Below are 21,525 nucleotides of genomic sequence, written 5' to 3' on the forward strand. Positions count from 1 at the left end.
CTGGTTGGTGGGTCTGGGTCGTGGGTGGTTGCGGCTTACGGCCGGACGTAGTCGCTGCGGGCTTCGAGGCCCTCTCGGGAGAGGGTGAAGTTCTGCTGGTAGGAGCCCGGGCGGAGGTTGTGCGTGACGGACTTGACGAAGTAGTCGCCGTCGTACGCCCGTCCTGCGCCGCGTACACCGACGAGCTGGCGGGGCTGCAGGATGTAGCCGTGCCGGTTGACGTCGAGCGAGCCGGAGCCGGAGACGACGTCGGCGGAGACGGCGGCACGGGCGAGGAGTTCCGCCTCGGCCTGCTCACGCTGGTGCTTGGCGGTCCCGGTGAGCGTCCTGCGCTTCAGGGCCGGGGTGGGCCGCTTGCCGAGGGGCGGGCGCAGCGGGCTGATGGACGGCTGCGGGAGCAGGGCGGACTGCCGGGTCTCGGGGTTCTGCCAACGGGCCTGCGGCTCTTCGCGGGCCGTGCCGTCGTACGCGAACGTCAGCTGGTCGACCGTGGAGTTGGCGTCCATGTTGACGTTGAGGGCGTGCTGGCGGATGCCGAGCCGCATCTCCGGTCCCCAGCGGGCGGAGGACTGGCCGGGGTTGGGTCCGGGTTCCAGATAGAAGGTGTAGCCGTTGGCGCGCGCGAGCTCGGTGACGTACTGCAGGTCGGTGCCGGTCTGGTAGTGCACGCGGAGGTCCTGGTGCGGGGGCTGGGCGACCTTCTCGGTGTAGACGTCGGGCCGGATGCCGTAGTCGGAGTAACGGCGCAGGATGGCGAGCACCCGCTCGGAGGGCGGCAGGTTGGGATACCGGGCGGTGCGCTCCTCCAGGTCCATGAGCAGCGTCAGATCTTCGCCGGTGACGGTGAGGGTGGAGTGGCCGGGTTGGTTGCTGGCGCCGACCTCGTGCCGGACGACGAGCCCGTCGAAGAGCACGTCGGGGGTGCCCTTGACGCTGACGGTGACGATGAGCCGGGTCTTGGGATCGAAGAACCCTTCCGGCAGGAGCCGCCGGCTGATGAGCCCGTTCTTGGTGAGGTCGAAGGCGAGCTGGAAGCCGCTGCGCTCCCCCGCGGTCGCGGTGATCTGGGCGGACAGCAGGGCCTCGGTCACCTCGGCCGGGACGGGCCGGGCGAGCTTGGGCCCCATGTGGAGCGTGATGTGGACGGGGCCCTGCCCCACGGGCAGATCAAACACGCCGGTCTCCCCTGCCGCCGGGGAACCCGCCGGCGAGCGGGATGTCGATGACGCGCCCGGCCTCGTCGGTCAACTCGCGTGGATCGAGTACGGGGTTGGCGTCGGCGATCTGCCACCACTGGCCGGGGTCGCCGAAGTAGCGCTGCGCGAGGAGATCGGGGCGCTCGCCGGTGGCGACGGTGTGCGGCAGGGTGAGGTCGCCGTCCTCGGTCTGGTCGAGCGGGGGCAGCAACCGCCGCTTGATGTAACGGACTTCCGTCCCGTCGGGCAGCCGATGGATCGCGATCTCGGCGTCGTGATAGCGGCTGGTGCGGGGATAGGGGTGGGCGCCCGGGATGGCGTCCAGGGCGCTCTCGTAAGGCTCGATGCCGGCCATGGTGTGCTGCTCAGCCCCTTCCGATCACGGCGTTGGTTCCGGAGAGCCCGAGCGAGCCCAGGCCGCCGCCGCGCGCGGCTGCGGCGAGGCGTTCCTTCTGGGCGAGGTGGGCCATGTACAGGTCGGCGCCGCGGTGTCCTGCGGGCAGGTCGCTGACGGTGAGGATCTTCATGCCGATGCTGAGGGAGGCGCGAATGGGGTTGAGGTTCACGTCAAAGGCGGACTCGTTGACGGACAGCTCGGTCAGCCGCACGGGCATGACCCGCTTGCTCCCCCACGTGAACAGCGTCAGCGGCATCTCGATCGGACTGATCTCGATGGCCCCCTTCTGCGACAGCTTGCTCGCCGCGCGGAGCTGGGCGACGGTCGGCTGCACCAGCATTTCGAGGGTCGCGAGCTGCGGGTGGATCCCGTCGGGCGCGGCGATCTCGAACTGGTCGGTCGCATCGATCTCGGCGGTGAACTTCCAGGTCTCCTGGGCGGGCCCCTTGAGACGAAGGGCCTCGTTGCGGTCCCCGCTGCCGGCGCCACCGCTGCCGGAATCACCACTGTCGCCGGCGGACTGGGGGGCGACACTGCGCTCAAGGGTGTCCGGGTTGAACTGCAGGACGATGATCCGCTGGGGGGTGCCGGTGTCGGGGTTGACTACGACTATTCCGGAGCGGATGGGTTTGGGGATGTCGGCGTAGCGGGTCACTTCTCAGCCTTTCCGGCGGTCAGACCTGAAACTCTGTGACGGAAACCTGACAGTCGTCGCACCAGAACCCGTAAAGGGTGCCGGTGAAGCCCATGTGACCGTACGGAGTCGGTCCACTGTCGACAGACGCCAGGAAAGGCATGCTCTTACCGCATTCGGGACAATGCGGATGGGCCTCGATCCGAATCCACTGCGGCAGCCCTCCAACCTGATAGCGAGACTGTCCCGCGGTCGCCCGCATACTGATGCCGACCTGGTTCCGGTGCGGTTCCAGGATGAGTGACAAATCGCCCGGCACAATGCGACGTTCGGGATCCGAGGGTCCCTGCTCCCCGTGATAGACCTCGATCCCATCAGAGGTCAGGCGCACGGTGACGGAATCCAGAATTCCGCAGTCGCAGGTGTACCAGAAGAACGAGGGATCCGCGCTCAGCTCAAAAGGAAGATCGCCCGCCGACAGGGTGAGGACTCGTTCTGTCGCAGCCGAGCAGGAAAGGCAGATCGGCATGGCCTTCCCAAGAGATCCACCCATCGCGTGCGGCGACTCCCCGCCACCGGTGACGGATCCCATCAAGGCAGGCAGGAAACCTGCACTTCGATCACTGTCGGGGAGGCGTCCGGAGAGGCAGAGAAGCCGTTCCCATTCATCAGGGTCCGCGATCTCATCCTGCATTGAGGCGATGGCTGCCGCGGCATGACCCGTACGAATCAGCGCCAGGGACTCCAGGAGGCCAGTGTCTTCCGCTCCGCCCGCACGGCGCCACTTCTCCTGAAAGGCATCCACCAGTTCTTCCGGCGCACCGGACAGCAGACCGCGATGGATCGACCGGTTCTCGATACTGTCGGCAAAGGGCCGGAGCAATTCCGGAGCATAGGCAGCGATGTTGAAGGCCACACTGTTCAACGGCGAGCCTTTTTCCGGATTCCGCAGGTAGTCGTCCACGAAGTCCCGGAGGACATCGTCGGCGAGCCAGGGAACCAGGCGGGCCGCCGAGCGCACAGCGGGCAGGCCGGAGCTCCGCAGCCGCTGCGCGACTCGCGTCTTCTCCGGTGCCGCTGCCGGCAGCAGCGCCAGATACTGCGCCGCGAAACCCGCAATCCGCTCGTCATCGGTTTCGAGCAGACACTCGACAACGGCTCCCAGTCCCCGATCGGCCGAGGGAGACAATTCCAACGCAATCCTGTCGACTCGCTCGCGGACCGACAATGACTGGTCACCAGCGATTCCGGCCACCATCTCGGAAGTGCTCACGGACTGCCCCTTCGCGCCTGCAGTTCAACTGCCTTGCTGTAGTAATCCCGCAGCATCCTATCGGTTGCCGCACGGTACGCCACGTCGCCCCTCCTGATGACGAGCCGGTAATGCCGTATGAACGCGACGACGATTTCCGGAGTCAAATCTTGCTCATCGAGCAGGTGCTTGAGGTACGTCTCGTAGTCCATTTCGACGGCCTTGGCCGGATCCCGAGCGTCTGCCTCCTGCAACGCCGGATCCCTGTACCTCCTGAAGAACGTCCTTGATATCTTCTCGTGCAGCGGCAGCGGGAGGTTGATCGTCAAGCCCTCGTCGTAAACGCGCTGGGCCCTCTCGTCCCGTTCCCGCTTCTTTTTGCCGGGCTTCTTCACGGTGAGCAGTTTCTCGCGCCGATACAGCTCCTGCTCTTCATCCTCCGGCAACAGCTCATCGATTTCGTCCGGCTCCAGGGGGCGTTGCAGCTCCCTTTCCTTCTCCTCGCGCCTTCGCTCCAGTTCGGCAGCCTTGACCCTGTTCTTCTCCATCTGGATGAGAGCGGCGCCGGCCGGTATGTGGTCGGGGGTGTACTTCTTCGAACGGTCCTGGATCTTCTTGTTGGCAGATTTGTGGCCTCGCTCCTCCGCCTCGGCCCAGGTAAGGGGCTCCCAGGGCTTCGGCGCACCTTCCGCCTGCTCCTCCGGGCCCGCGTTCTCCAGAATGGCGCGCAGGGCAGGGGACAACTTCTGCTCGCGCTGATCCGCGGCATCGCCCTCGGTCCTGGCCGGCCTGGGACTGGGGCCGGCGGCCTGTTGTGGCTCCTCGTCGGTCTGCGGCTGCGAGTCCGCCCGACTCTGCGGACCTTCCCGACGCTCCGGCGTCCCGGGCTGGGGAACGCCCTCGAGGTCTTCGGCATCGACCTCCACGCCGTTGACCACATCTTCCTCGGGGTTCAACCTCGCGATGACCTTGAATTCAGCGCCACCCTGCATCCGGAGCTCCGTCAGGCGATACCAGACGCGCATTCCTGAGAGGGTTGCCGTCATCACAGGGCGGCGCACACCCCTGCTGAGCAGGCTCAACAGCTTGGGGCGAATTCGGGCCACCGCCTTGCGCAGTCGCTCCTCCTTCGACTCCTTCGAGTTCTCTTCCTTCTTGCGCCGGTCCTTTTTGTCCTGCTTCTCCTTCTTCTCCTTGACCGGGTCCGAGTCCTTCCCGGGTCGCCGACCCTTCTCGTCCTTCGGCTTCCTCGGCTCCTCGTCGCGCTCCTTGGGCTTCCTGCCGTCCCGGTCGTTGTCGTCCCTGCGGCCCTTCGGCCTGGCGTCGTCCTTGCCGTCCTTGGGCCTTGCCGGCCCGTCCTTGTCTCCTCTGGGCCCGGTAGATCGCTCCCCATTCGGGCGATTCGGGTTCTGGTCCGGGCGGCGAGAGTCCTGCGGGCGGCGGTCATCCGGCCGGTTGGAGTCCCGGCCCGGTGAACGGCCGTCGTCCCTGGTGCGGGTGGAGTCCCGGTCGTCCCTCGGGCGGTCCTGCTGCCTGCCGTTGGGCGCGTCCCGGTCGGGCTTGGGACGCTGCGGCGGTTCCGGGCGCGGGCGTGCGCTCGCGGGTGCGGGCGGACGGGTGTCCTGTCGGGCCTCCGGCCGGTCGGGCTGAGGACGTCCACGGCCGTCGGTCCTACCGGGACCCGCGGCGGGTCGGCCGGGGGTCGGGCCGACCGGCCTGGGGCGGCCGGCGCCGGGGGTGGCGGGCGTGCGTCCGGGCGAGGTACGCGGGACTGTGCTGGTCGGGCGGGCCGCCGGAGCGCCTGCAGTCGGCTGTGAGCGCTCTTCGTTCTTCTTGCCCCCCTTGTCGTCCGCCCCGTCAGCCCCCGCCCCCTTGCCCCCGCCCGGCTTGTCCCCCTTGTCCTTGCCGCCCAGCTTCGCGGCGATGTCCTTGAAGCGGCGGCCGATCTTCGCGACGTACTTGCCGATGCCGGACAGCAGTGCCTCGTAGGCGAGTTCGAGCAGGGCTACGATGCCGGCCGCGACCGCCTTCGCGAAGAGGACGCCGGCGCCGCCCCTGCGGACCGCCTTCAGCCAGTCGAGGACCGCGCCCATCGCGCGCAGGATCTCGCCGAGGGCGCCGATGGCTGTGCGGATGGCGTCGATGACGGCCATGACCCAGCCGGCGCCCGGGATGAGCTTGGCGATGACCTTCGTGATGACGATCTCGCCGATGATGAAGGGGAGTTGGGGGACAATCGCGTCCCAGGTCTCCTTGACGATCTGTTCGAGGGTGATGCCGCCCTTGAGCAGCTTGTCCAGGATGGCCTTCGGAACGCCGATGATCTCCTGGATCTTGGACTGGAACCAGTCCTTGACGGCCGCCTTGACCTCGCGGAACAGGTGGTTCTTCGCGCCGTCGACGGCGGAGTTCTTGGCGCCGCTCAGCCAGCCGCCGGGGTCGGAGAGGAAGTCGACCGCGATGAGCATGAACTCGCCGAGCGCGCTGAGCATTCGGGAGGCGAACTGAAGGACCGCCTTCACCGCCGCCACGATCGCCTTGACCGCGTCGAGGAGCGCCTTCTTCAGGACGTCCAGGATGCTGCTCAGGAGCTTGCCGATGGCGTTCAGGAGGTCGGTGATCGCCTTCTTCAGGGCCTCGGCCAGGCGCTGCACCAGGGCGATCGCCGCCGTGATCAGGTCCGTGATGAACTTGCGGATCCGTGCCGCCAGTTCGATCACCGCCCGCACCATCGCCAGCGCGAACTCGATCAGTTCCTTGATGAGGTTCTTGATCGCTTCGACGATGTTCTTACGGGCCTCGTTGATCCAGCGCTCGACCGTGTCCTTGAAGTTCTTGATGAAGCCGACGACCGCGTCCCGCGCCGCCCGGATGACCCGGACGATCGCGTTCTTGATCTCGATGACCTTCTGTTTGATCCAGTCGAAAGCCTTGGTGATCCAGTTGCCCGAGTCCTGGACGGCACCGTCGCGCTGCTTCTCCGCGTCGCGCTCCGCCTTGTCGCTCTCGTCCTGGATCTTCTTGTCGCTGCCCTCCTTCTCCTTCTCGACGTTGTCGTCGGTCTGCTTTTCCTTGTCCTCGACGTCCTTGCGGACCTTGTCGTGCCGCTCGGTCTTCTTGTCGCCGAGGCTCTTGAGCTCCTCGTCCTGCTCCTTGCGCCAGTCCTCCCGCTGGGCGGTGACCTCGCTCATGGCCTTCTCGCGCTCACCGGCCTGCGTCTCGGTGTTCGTCGCGATCTCGGCGTCGACCTGCCGCTTGTGCTTGGCCTGCGAGTCCCGGAAGTCCCGGTCCTTGGCCTGCCGGCCCTCGGACATGGTCTTCTGGCCGTCGCTGAACGCCGCCTGGAACTGCGGCCCCTGCTCGTGCTCCGCCACCTCGGAGGCGGCCTCCGGCGGTACGGCCCCCGTGGCCCCGCCGCCCTCCACCGCGACGCCCTCGCCGCCCTGCGCGCCCGGAACCTCGGCGGTCAGCTCCTCCTTGGGCGCGTTGGGGTAGACCTGGTCCTCGCCCATGCCCCGCCCGGCGTCGTCGCGGGCCGTCGCGACGGTCTCCTGGCCCTTGGCGTCGACATGGCCGTCCTGCTCGCCGGCGCTCTGCTCCGCCTGGCCCTTCAGCTCCACGCCCGGCGCGTTGCCCGCCTGGGCCTGCTTGAGCGCCTCGTCCTTCGTCGGCAGCCCGGCGAACTTGGCGGCCAGCTCCTGCGGGTCCACCTCGAAGCCGAGCCAGCTCGCGACCTTGCCGATGCCGAAGCCGAGGGCCATCTTGAAGGTGTCCCAGCCGCCGGGCTCCTCGGCCTTCTCCGCCTCGATCTGGCCCTCGGGCTCCTTGGCGCCCGTGACCTCGGCCTTCTCCTGCTCCGGGGCCTGGGCCTCCTGCGGCTTGTCCTCGGAGTACTCGGCCGGGGCGTCCGTCTTCGGCTTGCCCTGAAGCGTCTGCGGCGCGCCCGCCGGGCGCTGCATCGAGGGGGGTGCGGAGGCCAGCGTCTTGTGCTCGTCGCCGACCGTGCGGTCCACCGCGCCGCCGACCCCGCCCATGGCCTGAAGTGCCTTGTGCGGCTTGAGCTTCGAGGCCGTCGCCAGTCCGGCCTCCGGCGAGACCCCGGAGAGGTTCGGGACCGGCGCGGAGTCCTTCTTGCCCTTGCCGGCGGCCGGGGCGGCCCCGCCGCCACCGCCACCGCCACCACCTCCGCCACCGGTGCCACCACCGCCGCGCGCGGCCTTCGGTGCCGGTGCGCTCTCCCGCTCGGCCTGCGGTTCCGGGGCCGCCTTCGCCGACGCCGGCTCCGACTTCGCAGCGGCGGCGGGTGCGGACGCGGGCGCCGACCGGGCCGGCGCCGCCGGTGTCTCCGTACGAGCAGGCGCTTGGGTACGGCTCTCCCGCGCCGGCGCCTCACCGGCCGACTCGGCACCGGAGGAGCCCGAAGTCCCGGACGTCCCGGACGAGTTCGCCGTACCGGCACCTCCCGTCCCGTCGGACGCCCCGGGCGCTGTGGTTCCGCCCCCGCCGACATTCGACGCCTCCTGCGCGGAACCCCCGCTCTGCTCCCCCTGCGTGCCGGGCTCCGCCGAGCCGCCGCCGTCGCCGCCGCCCGCGCCGGCTTCCTTCGCCCCGGCGTCACTCTGCGCCGACTGGCCACCCTTGGCCTGCTGTGACTCCTTCTCCGGCGCGGCGGCACCCTTGTCGCCCGCCGCGGCCGTGCCCTTCTCCTCCTTGGCGGCCGTCTCCTTGGCCGCACTTCCGCCTTCGGACTTCCCCTCCTGCTTGCCCGGCGCCTCCTGCACCGTGGTCTGCGCCGCGACCGGCCCCACCTTGGGGTCGTCGCCGCTCTTGGGGTCCCGGGTGCCCGATACGGACGGCGCGGTGGCCTGCTGCAGTGCCAGAGCGCCCAGCCCGGTACCGCTGTCGGGCCCGCCTTCGGTCTCCGGGGCGGCGGACTCCGGCTCCGTGGCGGTGTCGGCCGGCTCCTCCTCGGGCTCGGCCGCCTCGTCCTCGGCGTCCTCCGCCTCCCGCTCGGCCTGGATCTGTTCGGCCTTCGTCGGCGGCGGTGCGGGGAAGGACGGAGTCGTCCGGGCGGACGCGGGCGCGGACGGGTCCAGTTCGTCCGCGGTCGGCACGGCGGAGATGTCGAGGTCCTGCTGCGGAACGAAGTCGTCCGGCTGGAGCTTGACGTCCCAGGCGCTCGGCTCCTCGCCCCCGACCTCGACCTCCGACTCGCTGCCGGAGCCGAACGGGTCCTCGTCGGTCTCCTCGTCCAGCCCGGCGAGATCCTGGTTGCGCTTGCCGTCGAGCGTGCTGAGCTTGCCGGGCAGCTGGGTGTCCTTGCCGGACGCCGTCGGTGAACCGGTCGGCTTCTGCTGCCCCCGCTTGTCCTGCTGCTTCACCTGCCGTCCGGCCACGACCGCCTCGGCCGCGCCCGGGCGGTTCTTCGCCGCGGACTCCTCCTTGCTCGCGGCGGCCGCGTCCTGCCGCTCGGTCTGCTCCTTGCCGGCCGACTCCCCGGACTTCTGCTTGCCACCCGAGTCCCCCGACTGCTCCTTGCCGCCCGACTTCGCGGAGCCCTTGCCCGACGCCGAATCGGCGGACTTGTTCTCCCCCTGCTGCCGTCCGCCGCCGGACCCTGACGAGGAGGATGAGGAGGACGAGTCCTGCTCCTCGCGGGACGCCGTCCCACCGGACGTCGAGCCCGCAGCCGACCCGGAACCCGACCCGGATCCCTCGACGGCCGGCGCCCCGTGCCCCGCCCCGCCGGGCGCGCCTCCGCCCTGCGGTGTGGTCCCGTGCTCCGCGGTGCCGCCGTTCTGCGGCGTGCTGCCGGCCGCGCCCTCCTCGCCGGACTGCTCCTTCTCCGGCCCGGGCGCGAGCCGGGGCCGTTCCTCCTCGGCCCGCCGCTCCTCGGCCGTGCGCAGCGCGTTCTCGCGCTCGGTACGCACTTCCTCCGCCGTGTCCGGCTCGATCTCCGGGGCGTCGTGCGCGTCCCGTTCCAGACCGTCCTCGGCGTAGTCGTCGTACGCCTCGATCTCGTCGACGAGATCGAGTACCCGGTCGTGCTCCGAGCCGAGCAGGCGGCTCTCCAGGCGTACGAGGACGCCGTCGAGCAACTCCTCGGGCAGTCGGGCAAGTTGCTTGCGGGTGCGCTGGGACAGGTCCTCGGGGTCGCCGCGCAGGGACCGTACGAGGGAGTTGGCGAGGCGGTCGACGAGGGTCGCCGGGTCGATGGCCTCCGCGCGGTTGCGGTCGGCGTCGACGGTGGCGTAGCGCAGCCAGCCGGGTGTGGCCTGGTCCTGCTCGACGTCCGCCGTCTCGGGCCGGGACTCCGGCTCTCGTACGAGATCCCGCGCCGCCGACTCCGCCTCCCGCTCGATCGCCTGCTGCGGCAGGCTCACCGCGCCCAGTTCACGCCCGGCCCGCAGGGTGCCGAGGCCGTGCGGGTTCTGGACGGTGTGCAGGAGTTCGTGGGCGAGCAGGCGGCGGCCTTCGTCCGTGCCCGGTTTGAAGGCGCCCTCGCGGAAGAAGACGTCCTGGCCGACGGCGACCGCGTCGGCGCCGAGCAGCTCGGTCAGCTGCCCGGCGTCCCGGCCGGTGTGCAGGCGGACGCGGCTGAGGTCGTGGCCGAGCTGTTCCTCCAGTTCCCTGCGCACGCCCGGGTCGAGCGGCTGTCCGGCGCCGCTGACGATGTCCTTGGGCTCCGGTGTACGGGACTTGGCGGCACGCTCCTTGCGCTTGCGGCGGCGCTGTTCGGCGGCCTGCTCGGCACGGGCGTCCTGGGACTGGGAGCTCATCGCGTCACCTCCCCGTGGCCACTGAGCCCTTCGTGCACCGCGCGGGCCAGTTCCTGGCCGAGGCGGCGGGCGGACAGTCCGGCGGGCAGGGGCGGCAGTCCGGACAGCGCGTCGAGGGTCAGGGCACCGTCCGCGGCCAGCGGAACGCCGTGGACCCGGACCAGGCGGGTCAGTTCGCGTTCGAAGGCGACCGACACCCGCTCCGGGTCCACCCGGAAGCCGTGGAGGGCGAGTTCGCCGATCTCCACCCGGATCTCACGAGGCTCTCTGTGGGCCTCCCCGCTCACACCCATCCCCGCACCTCCCCCGGTGTCAGGGAGCGCTCCAGCTTCTGGTACTCCGTGCGGGCCGCCGCGAGCATGTGCCGCATCTGCAGCCGGTCGCCCTCCTCGGCGGCGAGGAAGGCACCGGACAGCGCGATGTTGCGGATCGAGCCGCCCGCGACGGTGAGCTGGGCGAGGAGGTCCGGGTCGATGTCCTTGAGCGGGGCCCGCGAGGGCAGTACCCGGCGCCAGATCTCGGCGCGTTCGTGCTCCGCCGGGAAGGGGAAGTCGACGACGAAGCGGATACGGCGCAGGAAGGCGGTGTCGAGGGCCTTCTTCATGTTGGTGGTGAGGATGGCGAGCCCCCGGTAGGCCTCCATGCGCATCAGCAGGTAGCTGACCTCCAGGTTGGCGTACCGGTCGTGGCTGTCCTTGACCTCGCTGCGCTTGCCGAACAGCGCGTCGGCCTCGTCGAACAGCAGCAGCGCACCGCCGCGTTCGGCGGCGTCGAAGACCCGGCGGAGGTTCTTCTCGGTCTCGCCGATGTACTTGCTGACGACCTGGGAGAGATCGACGATGAACAGGTCGAGGCCGAGTTCCTTGGCCATGACCTCGGCGGCCAGCGTCTTGCCGGTGCCGGAGCCGCCCGCGAACAGCGCGGTGACACCGAGGCCGCGGCGCAGGGTGCCGGCGAAACCCCACTCCTGGTGGACGGTGGCCCGCTGCCGGACGTGCGCGACGATCTCGCGCAGCACACCGGTCTGCCGTTCGTGCAGGACCAGGTCGTCCCAGCCGGCCTGCGGTTCGATACGGCGGCCCAGCTCGTCCATGCCGATCCGGGCTTCCTCCAGGCCCGCCCGCCAGGCCAGTTCGGCGGCGTCGAGGTCGTCCTCGTAGGGCAGGCGGCGGCGCACGGTGGCGGCGGCCGAACGGATGACGTGCGGCGGCAACTGGAACTGGGCGACCAGCGACCGCAGTTCCTGGTCGTCGAGGTCGGCCACGGGCTGGAACGCCTGGGCCCACAGCTCGACCTGCTCCTCGTCGTCGAGCCGCGGCACGGCGACCCTGACACCGTGCGGCCGGTCCGACCGCAGCGGATCCTCGCTGGAGACGACGACCGGTACGGCGGCCCCGGCCAGGAACGCCTCGGTCGCCGCCCGCTGGTCGCGGTCCAGCTCGCCCACCTCCACCAGCAGCGCGGCGGGCAGCAGGATCGCCTCGCGCTGCCACAGCCGGGCGAGCCGGTCGCGTTCGGCGGGGTCGGCCGGGATGTCCTCGGCGCCCATGGCGTACAGCCCGAGCCCGGACCGGGCGGCCGCGGCGGCGGCGATGTCGGCACGGCTGCGCAGGTCGCCGCCGGTCACCTCGACGAGCAGCGGCGCGTCCGGGCTCGCCCCCGTCGTCCAGCCCTCGGCGACCCGGCCGGCGGCCAGGTCGTACGACGGCGGCAGTTGCTCCGGCACCGGGGTGCGGCGCAGGCGGCCGTGCAGCCGGGCGTCCAGGTAGGGCGAGCCCAGCAGGAAGTGCAGGATCCGCTCGTCGAGCCGCAGCCGGGAGGTGGTCAGCCGGGACTCGTCGTCGAGCTCGACGATCCGCCAGCGCCGCAGCGGCGCGACGGGCGTGAGGGCGCTCCAGTGCGGTTCGGCGAGGGCGGCCAGGGCGAGGGAGAAGGTCGGGTGCGCCCGCTGCGGGTCACCGCAGGCCGCGGCGCAGCGGGCGGCCGTGGTGGGGTCCAGTTCGTCGGCGGCGGTGAGGAGGATCAGGTCGCGTTCGAAGGAGGTGAGGCCGAAGCAGGTGACGAGGGCGTCGAGGGGGGCGGTCGTGGGGCTGGGGGCGGCAACCGCCGTGGCGGGGGCGGGCGTCGGGTCGGCGGGTGGCGGGGTGCTGGATCCCGCGTCGTCCGGACGTCCCGGACGCACGGCGGAGTCGCCCAGGGCGGCCCCGGTGTCCCTCGCGTGCTCGGGAGCGGCGGTCTCCGCCTGCGTCTCCGCGGTGGCGGGACGCGCCGTCCGCGCCGCGTGCCGGGCGCGTGCGGCATGGGCGTCGACGCGGGCGAGGACGCGGCCGATCTCCGCGGTCAGCGTCGCACGGCCGTCACGGCCGTCACGGCCCCGCTCGGCGCCCGTCGCACCCGAAGTGCCCGCCGCGTCCGGCGCGTTCGTCCCCATGTCCTGACCTGCCCCCGTCGTCCCCATGTCGTCTCAGTTCTCGGTGCCTTCGGCCCCGCCGTCCGTCTCCGCGTCGCCCGCCTTGGCCGGCCTGGGTGCCTGCGCCGCCTTGCGGCCACGTGCCGGGGCCTTGGCGGGCGTTTTCGCGGTCGACTTGGCGGTGGTCTTGGCAACCGCCTTCTGTGGTGCCCTCGGCGGAGCCTTCTGTGGAGCCTTCTCGGGAGCCGTGGCCGGGCTCTTCGCCTGGGTCCTGGCGACGGCCGTCGTGGGCGCCCCGCCCCGCTCGGCACCGGCCGCGTCGACCGCCTGGGCGGAACCATTCACCGACGCCCTGTCAGCTGCCTCGGCTTCCGTCCCCGCCCCCGGCGGAACGGGCGCCCCCGGCGCCCCGAACGGCAGCACCCGGACCTCGGGCCGCTCCACGGGCCTGGCGGGCACCGGCTTCTCACGCCCGTCGATGAAGATCAGGGTCGCCTGGTAGACCACCGAGAGGGAGTACGGCGTCTGGTAGAGCATCCCCCACAGCTTCGACGTCTCGTCGATGTCCATCACCGTCGGAGTGAACCGCACCCGCTGCGCCGCCTCCGCGAGGTCGCTGCCCGTGAGGTGCGGGAGTTCACCGGACTGTTCGATGACGTCCTTCGGCAGGATCGGGATCTCGTGCAGGGTGCGCACCACGGAGCCGATCAGCCGCTGCCCGACCAGGGTCGTCTCGTCGCCGTACGCACTGATCAGGTAGTGCAGGTCCAGCGCGGCGGCGGGCCGCTTCAACAGGGTGCCGTCGGCGGCCCGGGTCGGCAGGTCGCTGTTGCGCATCGCGGTGTTGGGCGTGACCTGGTAGAGGAACACGTTGATGGTGGGGTGGTCCGGCGGCTCCGCCGGCGGCTTGCGCGGCTCCACCTTCACGGCCTCGTCGAACTCCGGGCCCAGGTTGGACTCGAGCAGCAGGGCGAGGGCCTGGGTGACATGGGCGATGGCGAGTGCGTTGCTCATGAAGTCGGTTCCTCGGTTCCTGTCGTCCTGCTGATCCCTCGGCGGTTCACGCGCTCCCCCGCGCCACCTGCTGATCCCTCGGTGTGGTTCACTCCCGCCCCCGCGCCAGGTACTCCGCGAGGCTCAGGGTCGTCCCCGGCCGTCCCGTCGAAGGCGTCCGCTGCCGGGTGCCGCCGGACGGCGCCGGTCCCGCCGTCACCTCCAGCCGCCCGATCTGCACCTGGACCACCTGCTCGGGCGCCCGCGACGGACGCCGTGCCGCGGCCTGTCGTACGGCGTCCCGCGCCGCCGCGGTGTCCGCGGCGCTGGGCCGCAGGGAGGCGGCCGCGGCGGCGGGGGCAGCGGCGTCCGCGCCCGGGGGGATGGGCACGGACGCCGCGCTCTGGGGGGTGCCCCGGTCCTGGCGTCCCCGGCCCGCCGCCCGCTGCGCGGCGTCAGGTGCCGGCCGCGGGCCGGGCGCCACCGGCGCCAGGGGGCGCAGCAGCGGTGCCTCGGGCAGGGCCCTCGGGGCGGGCCGCGGTGCGGGGTCCGCCGGGGCGCGTTCGGTGCGTACGACGGTCCGCTCGCGTTCCGTGTGCAGCCGGGCCGCGGGCGTCGCCGGGCGCGGCGTGTCCCCCTGCCGGGCGGCCGACGGCGTGGCGGATGGCCACAGCAGGTCGGAGCCGTCGTCCGGTTCCGGTGCCGTGTTCCGTACCGCCTCGACCCGCTCGAACGGCCCGGGCAGCCGGGGACGCACCCGCGTCACACCCGGGCGCGGACCGGCGGCGGCCTGGGCGTGCCGGGCGATCAGCCGGTCGAGGAAGTCGGGAAGCGGTGCCCCGTCGGCGTCAGACATCCGCACACAGCTCCAGGTAGTAGCGGCGCCGCAGCGGGCTGAGCGCCAGGATCTCCGGCTCGCTCCAGCCGTACGACGTGGCGAGCAGATGGACGTCGAGCAGCAGGTCCCTCGCCCAGGCGTCCAGTTCGGTCCACAGGTAGGAGGCGATGTCCAGCTCGGCCCGGGTGGCCGCGCCGCACTCCGGGCAGCCGACGTTGAGCGCCACGTCGGCGCCCGGGTCGGCGGCCTCGACCGCCTCGGCGATCCGGCGCTGGACCGGCACCGGCAGATCCCCGGCGGCCACGGCCGCTCCGTCGCGTTCCGCCGAGACGAGGCACCGGGCGAGCAGGGCGGCGCGCGGGTCGGCCGCCCGGGCCGCCGCCGTCAGGTCGGCGACACCGGGCAACCGGAACCGCACGTCCCAGCCGTCCTGCTCGACGCGCACCACGGGCTCCCCCGGGGTGCCGGTCTTGCCCAGCGAGCGCGCGAACTCCCCGGCGTCCAGGTCGAACTCCATGTCCGCCCCGCACGCCGTGCACTCCAGCCGCACCTGCATCCGCTCCCCGAACAGGGCGCGGCGCAGCGCGAACAGGTCGGCCTCGCGCTCGCCCACCGGCAGCACCGGCAGGGTCGCGGCCTCGACGTCCGGGCGCGCCGTGCGGTGCAGCAGCAGGGCGCGCCCCGTCGGTGCTTCGGCGAGACCCGCCTCCCAGGTGGCCAGCAGCTCGGCCGCCCCGGTGATCGCCATCTCGTCCCCCCTCAACTACCCACTGCTCAAGCTGGGTTGAGGAACGACGGCTCCTCCGGCTCGGGCACCTCGTAGTCCCGCTCCCAGCCCTCGCACTCGAGCTTCAGCGACTGGATGGCCACCGCGTTGGCGTTGGCGTCGAGCTCGCCGAGGACCTGGTACTCGCTGGGCCAGGTCCGGTACAGCTTGTGCGAGACGGCGACCTGGCCGGCCTCGTTGAGGACCTGGATGACGATGTCCTTGCGGAAGTCGGCGAGGGACACCTCGGAGCCGAGACCCGCGCCGACCTGCCAGACCTTGTTGGCCCAGCGGTCGAACTCGGGGTCGTGGGTGACGCCGCGCTCCAGGGTGATGCCCTCGAACTCGGAGCGGCCCGGCGACTTGCGCGGGGAGGAGGGGTCGCCGCCGTGGCGGTGCTTGACGACCTCGGTCGTCCGCTTCAGCGGACTGATCTTGCTGATGCCGGCGACCGTCCGACCGTCCCACAGGACCAGGAACTTGAAGTTCTTGTAGGGGTCGAAGCGATGCGCGTTGACCGTGAACTCAGCCATCGGATTCCTTCAGTTCTCCACGATTCCCGGCGCCTAGAGCGCGAACTGCCCGGACGTCTGCTGGATCTTGACGATCACGAACTCGGCCGGCCGCACCGGTGCGATGCCGACGAGGACGTTGACGATGCCGTTCTCGATGTCCTCGGCGGTCGTCGTGTCGCTGTCGCACTTGACGAAGTACGCCTCGCGCGGGGTGCTGCCCTTGAAGGCGCCCTGGCGGAAGAGGGTGTGCAGATACGAGGAGGCGGCGAGCCGGATCTGCTGCCACAGGTTCTCGTCGTTGGGCTCGAAGACCACCCACTGCAGACCGCGCTGGAGGCTCTCCTCGACGTGCAGCGCGAGCCGCCGTACGGGCACGTACTTCCACTCGCTGTCGAGCGCGTCCGAACCCTCCAGCGTGCGCGCCCCCCAGACGACCGGGCCGGTCACCGGGAAGGTCCGCAGGCAGTTGACGCCGAGCGGGTTGAGCAGCCCGGTCTCGCGATCGGTCAGGTTGACCGTGAGCGAGTGCACGCCCGCGAGCCGCGCCTCGGTGCCGGCCGGGGCCTTCCACACGCCGCGCTCGGAGTCGGTGCGGGCGATGACGCCGGCGACCGCGCCGGACGGCGGGAAGGAGCGCAGCCGGCCCGTGAGCGGGTCGGTGAGCTGCAGGTGCGGGAAGTACAGGCCCGCGTGGTTGCCGCGCACGGCGTCGAAGGCGGCGAGCCCGGCGCGTGCGGTGTCGACGCTGACCCAGGTGCTCGGCGCGTCGACCAGCAGGAAGATCCGCCGCTCGGCGCACAGCCGCTGGGCGGCCGAGATGACGGTGAGGGCGTCCTCGGTCTTCTCGTACGCCGCGAGCTCCGGCAGCGCCAGCAGGTTGACGTCGGCGACGCCGCGCAGCGCCTGGATGCCGGTCTTGTCGCCCTCGGAGCCGATGAGGTCGCGCGGACCGGGCGCCGCGCCGTCCTCGCCGCCCTCCAGCGGGAAGACCGGCGGGTTGACGGAGGCCTCCAGCCCGAGGTCGTTGGCGCACTCGCCGAGGAAGCGGACGACGTCCTCGGGGTCGGTGGAGCCGGCGACGACCTGGATCCGGCGGCCGAAGGCGGTGACCTCGGCGCCCGCGAAGGCGTGCTTGCCGGGCGCGTCGGGCAGGGCGCGCAGCTTGCGCTCCAGGAGCAGCGCCAACTCGGCCACGCTGCACGGGGCTTCGCCGTCGCAGTCGGGGTCGTAGAGCTTGAACTCGCGCTCCACTTCACCGATCTTGACGGTCAGGTCGACGGCCAGGTTCGGCAGTTCGTCGCCGAAGGGCTTGGAGACGGTGCCGGACGGGTCGGGACGGCCCTCGCCGACGACCTCGACGCGGATCAGCTTGGAGCCCGCATTGATCACGGTCTGCGCGTAGCGGCCGTGCGAGGGGTCCATGGACAGGCCGGTGAAGCTCTCGCGGGCGTCGCCCTTGGCATCGTAGACCCTGAGGTTGAAGGTCTCGTCGGGGCACGGTGTGTCGTGGTCGACGGCGACGCGCAGGCCGTTGCCCCAGACGCCGGGCTCCTTGGCGTGCACTTCGAGGACCGGGCCCTCGCTGTGGCCCTCGGTGGACTTGAGGGTGACGCAGGCGGCCTTGCCGCTGCCGGCCTTGGCGACGCGGACGATCACCGCGATGGTGCCGCCGTTGCCGAAGAACTGGTGGACCGCGTAGCCGACGGCGCTCTGTGCGCTCAGGCCTCCGAAGCGGCGCTCGAACTCCGCGAAGCTGGTGACGCGTACCGGCTCGTTGAGCGGACCCCGCCGGGTGTGCCCCACAAAGGCGGTCACGGACGTGGTCAGGGTCGAGATGGTGCGGGTGCTGCTGGGAAGTTCCTCTACGTAGACGCCGGGATACGTCGGCTTGGCGGCGCTGACCGCGCTCATCGGCATTCCCCCTCCTATCCCTGTCTCGGGTACCGGACAAAGGCACCAAGAGATGGCAGAGGGAGGCATTCCCGACTCGGGGCACGAAAACGCCACTCACACGAGCGACGCCGGCACGTGCACCGCAACAGTTCCCCCGTCATCACCGTGGGCGGTCGGCCGCACGGCTCAAGCAACGCGCTTGTGACTCCTGATGCTCAAGTGCTCAACCCACCTTGCTGTGTTCGAAGTTGGCCCAGCAAGGCGCCTTCAGGCCAGCTCGCGAGGGGGTTTGATGAAGACCCCCTCCCCGCATCCACACATCCCGCCTGCGCGCCCCGGCCAGCTGGTTCACATTTTCCACACAGCGGGTGTCACCAAGGGGCCCCGGACGAAGCCGGATCGCCACCGAAGGGCCCCTACCCCTGCCGTTCGACTGGTCGCACGCCCGTGCGCCTCCCCGAGTCGCACACAACACACAGTGGCCGGTTTTCCGACGGTGACGCGTACCCATCACTCCGGCACCCACTCCTTGCAGGACCGGTGATATCCCGCCGCCATGTCTTGACATACGACCGAAACCCTTCGCAGCTTGGCCGATCATTTAGATGCGTGAAACAAGGTCATGTATCTCAACCCAGGACATTCGGGGGTGCGCTCCCGGGACGACACCGGGTATGTGCGGCGGATCGATCCGGAGTACGAGCTGCGACTGCCGCGCTGGTGACGGGGCGCCCTAAGGTGACCCCCGACCGCACGACTTGAGGGTGGGTGAGGGCGTGGGCGAGGACGGTTCGGGGACCGTGCTGGTGACCGGTGGCAGTGGGTTCGTCGGCAGTCACCTGGTCAAGCGGCTTCTGGAGCGCGGCTACCGGGTCCACACCACCGTGCGCAGCACGGCCGACCGGGCGAAGGTACGGCCCCTGCGGGAGATGCAGCAGGCACACCCCGGCCGACTCGCCCTGTTCGAGGCCGACTTGCTGAGGGAGGGCTCCTTCGACGCGGCGATGACCGACTGCCGGGTGGTGTTCCATGTGGCGTCGCCGTTCCTGATGCCCGAGAAGATCAAGGACGGGCGCCGGGACATGGTCGACCCGTCCCTCCTCGGCACACGGAACGTGCTGGCGGCCATCGAGCGGACCCCGACGGTCGGCAGACTCGTCTTCACCTCCACCGTGGGCGCGATCTTCGGTGACTACGCCGATGTCCTGGCCATGGACGGCGCGGTGCTGTCCGAGCGGCACTTCAACACCACCAGCACGGTGGAGAACAACCCGTACCACTACGCCAAGACGGTGGCGGAACGCGCGGCATGGGAGGCGGAGGCCGCCCAGGCCCGCTGGCGCATGGTGTCGGTCAACCCGGGCCTGATCCTGGGCCCCTCCCTCACCCCCGCCTCGGACTCCGGCAGCCTGTTCCTGCTGGAGGAGCTGTTCAAGGGCTACTTCTTCTACGGCGCACCGGACTTCAGCTTCACCACGGTGGACGTGCGCGAGGCGGCCGACGCGCACATCGCCACGGCCGAGAACCCGGACGCCAAGGGGCGTTACATCGTCGCCGACCGGACCATGACGTCGTTCCACGAGATGTCCCGCATCATCCGGACCCGGTATCCCCGCGACCTCCGCCTCCCGCGCACCGCGCTCCCGCACTGGCCGGTGCGCGTCCTGGGCCCGGCGTTCGGGCTGACCCAGGACTACATCCGCAAGCACCTCGGTATCCGGTTCCGGGTGGACAACAGTCGCAGCGTGGGCGAACTGGGCATCACCTACCGCCCGATCGAGCAGACGGTCCTGGATCACTACCAGGCGTGGCGGAACCAGCGCGCTGCGAAGTGAGCACGGCCGCCTCTCCACGTGAAGCGTCGAAGGTCACAAAAACGTATCGGACATTTCACACGTCAATCTTCACACGAGACACACAAGTTGGTTAGGTTACGGCTCAGGCCGCACGACGACCTCCGGCGAACCCCGCCGGGACGCGCGGCCTCCGCCGAATCCAGGTGCGCCCACCGGGCCACCGGAACCGGGGACCCGACCGAACGTGGGGTGAATCGGCCCAACCGCCCTGTGCGGCAAGGGCCGTAGGGCACACCTTCCGGAACCGACCGCCCGAACCCGTCAGCCAACCCGGTAGGCGGAGTACGGAAGGAGTACGTCGCCCATGGCGCCGGAACGCACCGCGCGTCCGGGGGCTTTGAGCCTCCCCGGCATGCGCAATTCCACCCTCGCGTCGGCGGCCCTCACCTCTGTGGCCCTGCTGGCCCAGACGGCCAACGCCACCCCCTCGCTCGGAGACGAGACACCGAGCCGCGACGAGGTCAGCCGGCGGGTCAGCTCCCTCTACGACCAGGCCGAGTCCGACACGGGGACCTTCAACGCCACCCGCGCGGCGGCGAAAAGTCCGCGGGCGCGGGTCAGCCGGCCGGCGGACGCCGGGCGCCGGCCCGCCACCGTGGCCCGCAACGACGAGAGCAGGCGCGGCGATCCCGCGCCGGCCGGCGTCACCCGGCAATGGTTCGACGCGGCCCGCGCGAAGCTCGGCCCGACGGATCCGGCCACGCTGCACAGAAGCCCGGAGCGCCCTACGGGGACACGTCCCGCGCGGGCGGGGGACGCCCGCGGCGACCGCGCCCTGGAGGCATCCGGCCGCACCGCCCTGGAGTTGCCCGCGGCGCCGGCCGCCGAGTCGCCGGCCGCTTCGGCCGGTGGCCCGGCCCCCTTGGCGGAGCTGACCGCCGGCCCCGTCGCCGCCCTGCCGGCCGCATCGGAGGCACCGCAGGAGACCACCCGGACCGCCCTCGCCCTGCCCGCGCCGGCCGCGGAAACCGCGATCATGCCGGTGATCGAGCCAGTGATCGAGTCGACGGTCGAGCCGGCGATCGATCCGCACCAGCGGTCCTCGCTACAGGCGACCAAGGAGAAGAACCAGCGCAAGCTCGCCCAGGCCCGCGAGCTGCTGTCCTCCCATGCCTCGCAGCAGAGCACGGCACGCGCGGCGATCGAGGCCGGGCCGGCCGCCGACACCTGGAGCGCCGCCCCGGCCTCCGACCAGGACTGGGCCGAGACGCAGTGGCAGGTGCTGCAAGAGCAGCGGGTGGGCGACCTCACCACGGTGCCGGCGAACACAACCGCATGGCCCGCCACGCCAGAGGTGGCCGTGGATGCCCTTGCGGCCACGGACACGAGCCAGGCCCTCGACCCGGGCCACGCCATCGACCCGGCCCAGGCCATCGGCCCGGCCCCCGCCATCGCCTCGACAGCACCCCAGGGCACGCGGGCCGTGCGCGCCCTGGACTTCGCCCGCGCCCAGCTCGGCAAGCCCTGCGTCTGGGGCACGACGGGCCCGAACACCTACGACGGCGCGGGCCTCACCCAGGCCGCCTGGAAGGCCGCGGGCATCACACTCCCCCGCACCCCGCAGGAACAGGCGACCGCCGGGCGCGGCATCGCCCTCCCCTACGCCGAGCCGGGTGACCTCGTCCTCTTCCACGCCGGTCATGTCGGCATCTACTCGGGAAACGGCATGATGATCCACGCTCCCGGCCCGGGGGCGCTCATCCGTGAGGAGTCGATCCACTACGCCGGGGAGTCGGCGATCCACAGTGTGATCCGACCCGCCTGAGCGCTCGGCCGGCTGCCACCACCCCGTCTCCGTGAGGCGGGGTGGTTCTGCTTTTCCCGGCGACGCGCCGATGGCCCGCCCTTCCACCTCGGCCTTGTCGATACGTCCTGACAATCCCATTGACATCACCTGCGGACAGCCGCATAGTACCTGCCACTAGAGCGCGCTAGTGAAGCGCTCCAGCCGTAACCGGCGGGCGGTATCCGTGAGCCTCCCCCACCTGAGAACCCG

General features: G+C 71.2%; 14 protein-coding genes and 1 riboswitch. Of the genes, 2 read left to right on the forward strand and 12 right to left on the reverse strand.

Going from position 1 to position 21,525, the window contains the following annotated elements; genetic code table 11:
• Positions 1-35 precede the first annotated feature (35 nt).
• The 12 genes from AQI70_RS22980 to AQI70_RS23035 all read right to left on the reverse strand — a co-directional run bounded on the left by AQI70_RS22980 (position 36) and on the right by AQI70_RS23035 (position 17,697).
• The gene (locus AQI70_RS22980) at positions 36-1,175 is read right to left on the reverse strand and encodes a hypothetical protein (protein WP_037890781.1); all 1,140 of its coding nucleotides are present in this window, start codon (positions 1,173-1,175) and stop codon (positions 36-38) included.
• The gene (locus AQI70_RS22985; protein ID WP_062153038.1) at positions 1,168-1,551 is read right to left on the reverse strand and encodes a LysM peptidoglycan-binding domain-containing protein; all 384 of its coding nucleotides are present in this window, start codon (positions 1,549-1,551) and stop codon (positions 1,168-1,170) included. Before AQI70_RS22985 ends, AQI70_RS22980 begins: the two co-directional genes overlap by 8 nt.
• Before the next feature lie 10 nt (positions 1,552-1,561).
• Positions 1,562-2,248 carry a hypothetical protein gene (locus AQI70_RS22990; RefSeq protein WP_062153040.1) on the reverse strand — a complete coding sequence of 229 codons (687 nt, stop codon included), beginning with the start codon at positions 2,246-2,248 and terminating at the stop codon, positions 1,562-1,564.
• Positions 2,249-2,267: 19 nt separating this feature from the next.
• The gene (locus AQI70_RS22995; protein WP_062153042.1) at positions 2,268-3,500 is read right to left on the reverse strand and encodes a hypothetical protein; all 1,233 of its coding nucleotides are present in this window, start codon (positions 3,498-3,500) and stop codon (positions 2,268-2,270) included.
• Positions 3,497-10,258, reverse strand: a complete 6,762-nt coding sequence (locus tag AQI70_RS23000) for an eCIS core domain-containing protein (protein WP_062153044.1) — start codon at positions 10,256-10,258, stop codon at positions 3,497-3,499. The genes AQI70_RS22995 and AQI70_RS23000 overlap by 4 nt, the downstream gene beginning before the upstream one ends.
• On the reverse strand, positions 10,255-10,551 hold the full coding sequence (locus AQI70_RS23005; protein WP_062153046.1) for a hypothetical protein: 297 nt from the start codon (positions 10,549-10,551) through the stop codon (positions 10,255-10,257). The genes AQI70_RS23000 and AQI70_RS23005 overlap by 4 nt, the downstream gene beginning before the upstream one ends.
• The gene (locus AQI70_RS23010) at positions 10,542-12,689 is read right to left on the reverse strand and encodes an ATP-binding protein (RefSeq protein ID WP_062153048.1); all 2,148 of its coding nucleotides are present in this window, start codon (positions 12,687-12,689) and stop codon (positions 10,542-10,544) included. Before AQI70_RS23010 ends, AQI70_RS23005 begins: the two co-directional genes overlap by 10 nt.
• Before the next feature lie 33 nt (positions 12,690-12,722).
• The gene (locus tag AQI70_RS23015; RefSeq protein WP_062153050.1) at positions 12,723-13,682 is read right to left on the reverse strand and encodes a Pvc16 family protein; all 960 of its coding nucleotides are present in this window, start codon (positions 13,680-13,682) and stop codon (positions 12,723-12,725) included.
• Positions 13,683-13,770: 88 nt separating this feature from the next.
• On the reverse strand, positions 13,771-14,517 hold the full coding sequence (locus AQI70_RS23020) for a hypothetical protein (RefSeq protein WP_062153052.1): 747 nt from the start codon (positions 14,515-14,517) through the stop codon (positions 13,771-13,773).
• Positions 14,510-15,247, reverse strand: coding sequence for a T4 family baseplate hub assembly chaperone (locus tag AQI70_RS23025; protein WP_062153054.1), 738 nt, complete (start codon positions 15,245-15,247; stop codon positions 14,510-14,512). Before AQI70_RS23025 ends, AQI70_RS23020 begins: the two co-directional genes overlap by 8 nt.
• A gap of 26 nt (positions 15,248-15,273) precedes the next feature.
• Complete coding sequence (locus AQI70_RS23030) at positions 15,274-15,798, reverse strand: phage tail protein (protein WP_004003113.1); 525 nt, start codon at positions 15,796-15,798, stop codon at positions 15,274-15,276.
• Positions 15,799-15,831: 33 nt separating this feature from the next.
• Positions 15,832-17,697: a phage tail sheath subtilisin-like domain-containing protein gene (locus AQI70_RS23035; protein ID WP_062153057.1), complete on the reverse strand. Its 1,866-nt coding sequence runs from the start codon at positions 17,695-17,697 to the stop codon at positions 15,832-15,834.
• 740 nt (positions 17,698-18,437) lie between these two features.
• On the opposite strand from AQI70_RS23035, the gene AQI70_RS23040 reads away from it, so the two are divergent.
• Positions 18,438-19,508, forward strand: coding sequence for an NAD-dependent epimerase/dehydratase family protein (locus tag AQI70_RS23040; RefSeq protein WP_208607416.1), 1,071 nt, complete (start codon positions 18,438-18,440; stop codon positions 19,506-19,508).
• A gap of 142 nt (positions 19,509-19,650) precedes the next feature.
• A riboswitch (cyclic di-AMP (ydaO/yuaA leader) is annotated at positions 19,651-19,825 on the forward strand.
• 56 nt (positions 19,826-19,881) lie between these two features.
• Complete coding sequence (locus tag AQI70_RS40325; protein WP_244181797.1) at positions 19,882-21,294, forward strand: C40 family peptidase; 1,413 nt, start codon at positions 19,882-19,884, stop codon at positions 21,292-21,294.
• Positions 21,295-21,525 lie beyond the last annotated feature (231 nt).

The organism is Streptomyces curacoi (genome assembly GCF_001513975.1).
Lineage (GTDB): Bacteria > Actinomycetota > Actinomycetes > Streptomycetales > Streptomycetaceae > Streptomyces > Streptomyces curacoi.